The organism is Sphingobacterium sp. SGL-16, assembly GCF_011043515.1.
In the GTDB taxonomy this organism is placed as follows: domain Bacteria; phylum Bacteroidota; class Bacteroidia; order Sphingobacteriales; family Sphingobacteriaceae; genus Sphingobacterium; species Sphingobacterium litopenaei.
In genome coordinates this window covers 22150-31348 of the sequence record NZ_JAAKGQ010000043.1, presented here as the reverse complement: position 1 = coordinate 31348, position 9199 = coordinate 22150, and the positions used below count along the sequence as shown (strand labels likewise).

Here is a 9199-nt window from a genome sequence, read left to right as displayed (position 1 = left end):
TGTCGGAACGGGAATTAATCCCGTTCCTCCTATCCGATTGACTGTACTTGAAGTTGTGGGTTTGTTACAAAATAATTTTGAATGAATTTCTAATATTCAATACTTCCTCCTTTTTCCTGTTTTATTTGATAAGTAATTGGATTTTTTTTGTTGTATTCAAGAAGGTAAAAATTCAACTTTTAAAAAAAAATGGCAAAGTGTTAAAAAATGTAAAATATTTTTTTATGTTTGCATAGTACCGTATCTAAATAATGGACAACTCGTTGTATAACAACGCTAACAATTACTAATCAAAAACAAACATTTATGAAACAAAAGTTACTCAGTACTATGTTTGCAATGACATGTGTGACAAGCTTGTCATTTGCGCAAACTCGAGAGGTGAGTGGTTTGGTAACTTCCTCAGATGGAACTCCAATAAGCGGAGCTTCTATTTCTGTCGTTGGGACTAATACTGCTACTCAAACAGATGGTTCAGGTCGATTCAAAATTTCTGTAAATCCTGGAGGTACATTAAATGTATCTTATATTGGATACATAAGTCAAAAGGTATCTATAGGAAATTCAACGAATTTATCCATTGTATTACAAAGTGGTGATCAGACTTTGGAAGAGGTGGTGGTGACTGGCTATGGTGCTGTTAAAAAGGCTGACTTCGCCGGTGCAGCGGCAACAATTGGCCCTAAAGAGGTTGAAAATAAGCCTGTTGCAAATATCACACAGAATCTACAAGGTCGTTTGCCTGGTGTTTTAGCTAATTCAGGTTCAGGACAACCAGGGGCTGGAGCAACAATAACTATTAGGGGTATTAAATCTATTCAAGGTTCTGGGGCTCAGCCATTGTATATTGTTGATGGAATCCCGGTATCAGGACTTGAAAGTTTAAATCAAAATGATTTTGAATCGGTAACAGTTTTGAAAGATGCGAATGCTGCCGCATTATATGGCGCTCGAGGAGGAGTTGGTGTGATTGTTATCACGACTAAATCTGGAAAAAAAGGTAAATCTGATATTACATTTAGAACACAAATTGGTTCCACTGCACCTCCTGACTTTTCTAGACTTAATTTGATGAGTACGGAAGAATTGTTGGCTTATGAAGAGCGTACTGGTCTGATAACTAATTCGGATAATGCGAGTTTTTCGAATGTGCCAGGATGGTATTATAGCCCGTTAAATCCTGCGAATGCTAATCTTTCTCAAGCTAAGAAGGATGAGTATGCTAGAAAATTAGATAGCACGAGAAATATTAATACGGACATTAGCGATCTATTATTTAGAAATGGTTTATCTCAAAACTATGAGATCAATCTACAAGGGGGAGAAAATAATTTAACATATTTCACAAGTTTAGGTTATTTTTCGCAACAAGGTATAGATAAGACTTCAGATTATGATAGGTATTCAGGTCGTTTTAATCTAGGTTATAATAAGAATAAATTTGATTTAAAGTGGAATTCAAATTTGTCTTATGGTATGCAAAATAATGCAATTGGTGATTCATGGGGTAACAGTACATTAAACCCATTCCAAATGATTTATAGAGCTAAGCCTTACGACAATCCATACTTGCCTGACGGCACTTTGAATTTTGGTGGTGGCGGTACGAATTTGAATCTAAAAACGTTAGCAAATTTGTTAGAAACTGCTGAAAATTCTAGATGGACAGAGAGAAAGTGGAAAATTAATACAGGTTTGACATTGTCGTATAGATTAACTGATGACTTGGTGTTGAAAAACACAACTGGTTTGGATGCGGACAACAACCTATATGAATATTACATACACCCAGATTCGTATAGAGGTTCGGTACAAACTTATAATAAGGGATTTGTTAGAGAAGCGAGTTCAATTAATGCGCAGTTGATTAATACGACAAGTTTAAATTTTAGTAAAGTATTTAATGATGTCCATGCTGTACGAGCAGGAGCTTATTTTGAAGGGATAAGAGTCTATAATAAGGGCATGGGATTTGTACTATATAATCTAAATCCTTCATTACCTTGGACTGGACAAGGCGCTAATCCATTGCCAACAAATGGTGCTGCTACATTGGGTCAAAATGCTACTAGTGCACGATCTGGTTATGGTATTCGTTCATATTTTGCTACTGCTGAATATGGATATAATGATAAATATTTGGTTAATGCAAATGTTAGACGTGATGGTACTTCTCGTATTGCGAATATTCAAAATAGGGAGATAACAACTTGGTCAACTGGTTTTGTTTGGAATGCAATCAAAGAGTCTTTTGTCGAGAATTTAGGGTTTTTTGATGATTTAAGATTGCGAGCAACTTATGGTCAAACGCCTAATATTGGAAGTATTACAGTTAATTCCTATAGTGTAAATGGATTTTCTGTTCCTAACTATTTGTCAGCACAAATCCCTGCTTTCGGAACATCATCTTATACAGGTTCTACTATTGCGGGTATCGGACCTTCGACACCAGGGAATCCGAACTTGAAGATTGAGACTGTTAATAAAACGAACATTGGACTTGATTTGGCAACATGGGATAGTAGGGTACGTTTTACACTAGATTTGTATAATGAGATGACGCATGATTTATTTGTTAATCAACCATTGAGCAATACAACTGGTTTTAATAATATGGCTATTAATGCGGGTAAAATGTCAAATAAGGGTATTGAAGCTCTTGTGGGTGTAGATGTAGTAAGAAGTCAAGATTTTGATGTTTCTCTAGGTTGGAATCATTCGATCAATAAGAACAAAATTGAAGATTTAGGGTTGGTTTCAGAGTATGAGTCAGGTACCTTCATCATTAGAAAAGGATTACCATATGGTTCACACTATACTTATCATTACTTAGGTGCTAACCCAGATGATGGTAGACCAATGTATTACGCTCAGGATGGAGAGACTGTGGTCTATTCTGTTGCAAATGCTGGTAGATTTGCATATTTTGGTACATATTTACCGAAGCATGTAGGTGGTTTTAATGCGGATTTGAGGTACAAAAGATTTTCTGTTGGTGTATTGTTCTCTTATCAATTTGACGTGGTTAGAAGTAATAATGTGCGCAATTGGATAACAGACGGTACTAGAGGTAACACTGGTGCAGTTAATCAATCAAGAGAGTTGATAGATAATCAATGGCTTAAGCCAGGGGATAATAAATTCTTCCCGAGTCCTGCTTATGCTAAGAATTTTACAAGTTCAGATCTTCAAGATGCAAAATTCTTACGTTTAAGAAACTTGAATATTGCGTACAATTTGCCAGAAATAAAATATGCTGGAAATACAATTGTTAAAGGTGCTAATCTATACTTTAATGCGTATAATTTAGCAGTTTGGAGTCCATGGGCAGGAACAGATCCAGAAGATAACAATAATATTAGTTTGGTGGAATACCCAAATCCTAAGATGTTTGTTTTCGGTATTGATTTTAAATTTTAATTTTTTATTTGACAAGTGATGAAAAGGAATTTTCTAAAAATATATACTATAGCATCCTTCCTATTAATTTCTACTTCTTGTAGCAATTTATTGGAAATCACAGAGACAGATTTCCTGGGTGGGGATGTTGCACTGAGAACCGTTGCAAACAACGAGTCTTTGTTGATGGGGGCTTATGCTGCTTATGATGCAGATATGGCCGTACGCTTAAATGGTGTGTTTTCTGACGAATTGAAGGCAGGTGATTTTTATAATGCACAGACGACGCACGAATGGCAGTATGCTCCAGATGATATAGGTATTAGAGATAGTTATACTGCAGTAGATCCATTATATCGTGTAATTGATCGTGTAAATCGTATCTTTATAGCGTTACCTAATGCAATTTCTGAAACAGCAAGTGATGACGCAAAAAAATCTATAATTAAAGGAGAGGCCTTGTTTTTGAGAGCTTTTGCTCATTTCGAATTGTTTAGATATTATTGTAAAAATTATGATCCTGCAGGTTTAGGAATGATATATATGACCGAACCGTCTCTTGAATCCAAAGTTAGAGAAAATATGGATACTTATTTTCAAAAGCTTCTTGCAGATATTACTGAGGCAAAAACTCTACTTAATACTAATTCTACAGATTTATTTAGAGCTAATCGTCTTGCTGTTATTGGATTACAAGCGCGAGTTGCTTTGTATATGCGCAATTGGAAAGATGCAATTACTTACTCTACAGAATTTATCAATGCAAAGCCATTAGCTTCAAAAGAAGATTTTCCGGGGATTTGGACTGATACTAAAGATTCAGAAGTTGGTTTTAAAATTTCAAAAACAGTATCTAATTCTAGATTAGGTAACATCTACAGAGGTCAGTTTACTTTGGTGAATGGTGTGTTGCAAGCGCCATCTAGTATTCCTTGGGTACCCTCGTCGAAGCTTTGGGACAAATTTGACCAAACTAATGATGTTCGATTTGCGAGTTACTTAATAGATGAACCTATTTTGGCAGCGGTGCAAGGTAAACCTTCAAAAATAGTTAAGAAATATGCTGGTGGTGCTTATGCTACAACTAATGAGAATGTTAATCATTTTAAAGTATTCAGAACGGGTGAAATGTATTTGATTAGAGCAGAAGCACGTGCAGAGGATGGTGTTGTAAGTGGAGCGAATAGTGCAGAGTCTGATTTGAATGCACTTCGAGCTGCGCGTATTACTGGCTATACAAATCAAACATTTGCAAATAAAGACGCTGTAATTACGGCTATTATAGATGAGAGATTTAAAGAGTTAGCATTTGAAGGTCACCGTTTTTGGGATCTAAAACGTAGAGGGTTACCAGTGCAACGTGCTACAGCTGACGCACCAACTCCAGCCACAGCTACTTTACCAGCAAACGATTTTAGATTTGTATTACCAATTCCTAATGAAGAAAGATTAGCGAATCCATTGATACAACAAAATGAAGGATACAATTAATTAAAGTTAAAGGGATAGTGTTTTTTGCACTATCCCTTATTTATTGGAATAGATTGAGATGAAGAATATTTTTTATTTAATTGCGTTTTTTTTAACATTATCACATTTTTGTCAAGCGCAAATAAGATTAAATGAAGGAGTAACCTCAGTATTAGTGTATGGTAAAGCTTTAGGTGATACGGATGAAACTATTGAGGGTTCTAAATACATTGATAGTGAGTTTAAATATTTTTCTGTGAATGGAAGTGAAACTAAGTATTTAATTAGGTATAATGCGTTACAGGATTTAATGGAACATAAGTCTGAAAATAATACAATATTACTATTGAATAAGGACGCTACAAAAATAGTTCACAATCAAGAAATAGTCTTTGAATTAATAACTGAAAATAATTTGTCTCAATATCACCAAATATTAGTAGATACTAATGATATAAAGTTGACGAAAGTTCAAAAAGTTAATATTAACAAAGCAAGACCTGCAAAAAACTCCTATGAGGAAAGCGTACCTGCGCACTATAAAAGAATAAAGGATCAATACTTTGTTTATTTTCAAGGTGTACTGCACCCTTTTGATGGAAAGCAAAATTCATTAATCAAAATTTTTCCAACTAAAATAAATGCTATTAAATTATTTTATTCTAAAAATAAAGTTGATTTAACTGAAAAGGGGATTTTACTGTTGAAAAATCTATTCGATAATTTTTGACAATAAATCCATAGAAATTACATTAAGGTTGTTGTGAGACATTCAAAATTAGTATCGATCATACGTAGTAATAATATAATGATCTTTCAACTTTTCATTTAATTTGTGAATGTTATATTTTAATAATCAGTAGACATAGTGCTAACAAATTACTTTCGAGATCCCCCATCATTCGGAAATTATTTTAATAAATTTTATTAGCGTTTAAGATAATCTGATTTATAAAAAATTGATTTATCATAAGTACTCTTCATAAACGGATTCAATAATTTTATTTTTTTTGTTAAAATATGTTAAACATTTTCATATGTTTGCATAGTTATCTTTCCTTTAAATAGATAATGTGTTGAAATTCAACGCTAACAATTACTAAACAAAAACATAATTTATGAAACAAAAATTACTCAGTACATTTTTTGCTCTGACTTGTGTAACTAGCTTGTCATTTGCTCAAACTCGAGATGTGAGTGGCGTTGTAACATCAACGGATGGAACTCCGATAAGTGGAGCTTCGATTGTTGTTGCTGGAACGAATACAGTCACTCAAACGGATGGATTAGGTAGGTTTAAACTATCAGTTGCATCAGGCTCAACATTAACAATCTCCTATATTGGCTTTACTACTCAAAAAGTAAATATTGGAAATTCTAATTCTTTATCCATTGTTTTAGAAAGTGAAAATCAGACCCTAGATGAGGTTGTTGTTGTGGGATACGGTAGTACCACAAAAGAGGCTTTCACTGGTTCTGCAAAGAAAATTACTGCGGAACAGTTAGAACGTAAAAATGTATCAAATATTTCTCAGGCATTAGCAGGTGAGGTGGCAGGTGTGACGGTTGTCAATTCTACAGGTCAACCTGGAACTGCTGCTACAATCCGTATTCGTGGACTTGGTTCAGTAAATGGAAATAGATCTCCATTGTATGTTGTCGACGGTGTGCCTTTTACCGGGAACTTAACTTCTATTAATCCAAGTGATATAGAATCCTCAACTGTATTGAAAGATGGTACTGCAACAGCAATTTATGGTTCAAGAGGGGCAAATGGTGTAATTGTTATTACAACTAAATCAGGACGGGGGAAAAACTCTTTTATTGAAGCTGATGTTAATCTAGGAACAAATGCTGCATTAATCCCTCGATATGAGGTTATAAAATCTCCTGAAACATATATTGGTTTGAGTTGGGAATCTTTGTATAATCATGCTACAATTATTAATAATGCAGATCCAATTGCTTGGGCAAATACGAGATTATTTTCTTCATCAGGTATTAATCCATTGAGTAATTTGTGGAATGCTACTGCCGCAGAATTAATTGACCCTGAGACTAGAACAGTAAGACCTGGAGTTACTAGAAAATTTGATCCAGAAAATTGGGAAGATTATGCCTTTCAAAATGCGTTCAGAGCAGATTATAATTTAAAAATGGGTGGATCATCAGAAAATAGCAATTATTTTACATCGTTTGGCTATTTAACCGATAAGGGATATTCGATAAAATCTGATTTTGAGAGATTTTCAGGACGTTTGAACCTAGATAACAAGATTAAACCTTGGTTAAACAGTGGTCTGAATCTTTCCTATTCACGTACTACTAGAAATAATAATGGACAAACTAGTGATTCAGGTAGTATTTTTTGGTTTATGGATAATATGCCTCCAATCTTCCCGTTATTCGAGAGAGATGCAGACGGCGAAAAAATTCCTGATCCAATTTATGGAGGTTATCTGTACGATTATGGTCGTGAAACAGCTAGACGATTTGCAAACTCAACCAATTCACTAGCAGATGCTACTTATGGTCTACGCAGGGCATATAGAAATGAAATCAATGGTAGAGCTTATTTAAATTTTAATATCATTGAAGGGTTAACTTTTGAAAACTCTTTAGGTATCAACTACTATCATAACAAGAGCGTTTCTAGAAATAGCAAATTCTATGGAAATTCCTTTTCAACAAATGGGGCAATTTCTCAAACACGAACAGAAACCTTTTCTTATACTTTATTAAATTTATTAAGATATAGAAAAGCGATAAATGATTTTAATAATATCGAAGTATTAGCTGCTCATGAAATACAGGATTTTTCTAATAATGTATTATCTGGATCAAAAAGACAGCTTGTTCGTGATGATTCCGAAGAATTTGATAATGCGGTTGTTACATTCCCTTTTTCATCTTATACAGAAGGTTTTTCAGTTGAAAGTTTCTTTGGACAAGTAAATTATGACTTTAATAATAAATATTACCTTTCAGGAAGTATTCGTCGAGATGGATCTTCTAGATTTGAAAATAATAAATGGGGTACATTTGGGTCTATTGGTGGTAGTTGGGTTGTCTCTAAAGAAGATTTCATGAGTAATCAAAATATTTTTGATTACTTAAAGGTTAAGATGAGTTATGGTATCATTGGTGATCAGTCTGTAGGCTCCTATTATCCAGGTATAGTTACATTCCCTATTACGAACTTAGATGATTTACCAGCAATTGGCGCTCCGAATGTAGGTAACCCTGATTTAACGTGGGAAAGAGCTAAAATGTTTCAAACTGGTGTTGATTTTGAAATAGGAAGGTATTTAACGGGATCTTTAGAGTATTATATTAAAAATACTACAGATTTAATTTTTGATCGTCGAGTAGGTCCTTCGAATGGTTATGCCCTTATTAGAGTAAATGATGGTGAGCTTCAGAATAAAGGTTTGGAATTTGATTTAACAGGACATATCCTAAAGTCTCCAAATTACTTCCTTGATTTGGGTATTAATGGTGAGATTTTCAAAAATAAAATTACGAAAATGCCAATTGAGCCTTCTACTGGACAACCAAAAATTTTGGATCCACAGTCTCCTTATGGATGGGGTAAAGGCCGCTCGATTTATGACTTCTACATTAGGGATTTCGTGGGCGTAGATCCTGAAGACGGAAGATCAGAATGGACGGTACATTATATTGATAAAAATGGTAATGGAACTTATGATGGTAAGGATGTGGATCAAATCATCACTTCATTAGCTGCTTTTGAAAATGTTGATAATGCTGAGATCTTGGAAGGCAAAACTAAAGTATATCAAGACGCTACAATAAAATACATTAATAAAACAGCTATTCCTAAAATTCGTGGAGCATTTAACTTAGCAGCAGGCTATAAAGGACTTACTTTAAACGCTCAATTCTTATATAGTTTAGGTGGATATGCTTATGATGGTGCTTACGCAAGTTTAATGGGAAATGGCCTAATAGGAAGTAATAACTGGCATATGGATATGTTGCAGAGATGGCAAAAGGCGGGTGATATAACTGATGTTCCAAGATTATCAAATAATCAAGATGCTAACGTTTCATCGGTGTCAAGCCGTTTTATTACTAAATCAGATTATTTAGCCCTGAATAACGTTCGTTTAACATATAATTTTAATCAAGGTTTGATAAGATCTTTAGGTCTAGAAGGTTTAAGTGTATGGGCTTCGGGAGATAATCTTTATTTGTCGACTAAACGTAAAGGTTTTAATCCAATGGTATCTGAAGCAGGAACTTCAAGTGTTTACACTTACTCTCCATTGTCAACATTCTCTTTTGGTTTGAGAGCTAAATTTTAATA

At 34.3% G+C, this 9199-nt stretch carries 4 protein-coding genes; all 4 read left to right on the top strand.

Annotated elements, in window-relative coordinates; translation table 11 throughout:
* The first annotated feature begins 306 nt into the window (after positions 1 to 306).
* The 4 genes from G5B32_RS13110 (at position 307) to G5B32_RS13095 (ending at position 9197) form a co-directional block, all read left to right on the top strand.
* Positions 307 to 3420 carry a SusC/RagA family TonB-linked outer membrane protein gene (locus G5B32_RS13110; protein ID WP_165291983.1) on the top strand — a complete coding sequence of 1038 codons (3114 nt, stop codon included), beginning with the start codon at positions 307 to 309 and terminating at the stop codon, positions 3418 to 3420.
* 18 nt (positions 3421 to 3438) lie between these two features.
* Entirely contained in the window at positions 3439 to 4890 is a 1452-nt protein-coding gene (locus G5B32_RS13105; protein ID WP_165291982.1) for a RagB/SusD family nutrient uptake outer membrane protein, read from the top strand.
* A gap of 58 nt (positions 4891 to 4948) precedes the next feature.
* A complete protein-coding gene (locus G5B32_RS13100) occupies positions 4949 to 5599 on the top strand; it encodes a hypothetical protein (protein WP_165291981.1) in 651 nt (216 codons plus the stop codon).
* A gap of 388 nt (positions 5600 to 5987) precedes the next feature.
* Positions 5988 to 9197: a SusC/RagA family TonB-linked outer membrane protein gene (locus G5B32_RS13095; protein ID WP_165291980.1), complete on the top strand. Its 3210-nt coding sequence runs from the start codon at positions 5988 to 5990 to the stop codon at positions 9195 to 9197.
* Positions 9198 to 9199: the final 2 nt, after the last annotated feature.

Coding starts and splice junctions, on each gene's coding strand:
- G5B32_RS13110 (WP_165291983.1), top strand. CDS start 307: ATGAAACAAAAGTTACTCAGTACTATGTTTGCAATGACATGTGTGACA.
- G5B32_RS13100 (WP_165291981.1), top strand. CDS start 4,949: ATGAAGAATATTTTTTATTTAATTGCGTTTTTTTTAACATTATCACAT.
- G5B32_RS13105 (WP_165291982.1), top strand. CDS start 3,439: ATGAAAAGGAATTTTCTAAAAATATATACTATAGCATCCTTCCTATTA.
- G5B32_RS13095 (WP_165291980.1), top strand. CDS start 5,988: ATGAAACAAAAATTACTCAGTACATTTTTTGCTCTGACTTGTGTAACT.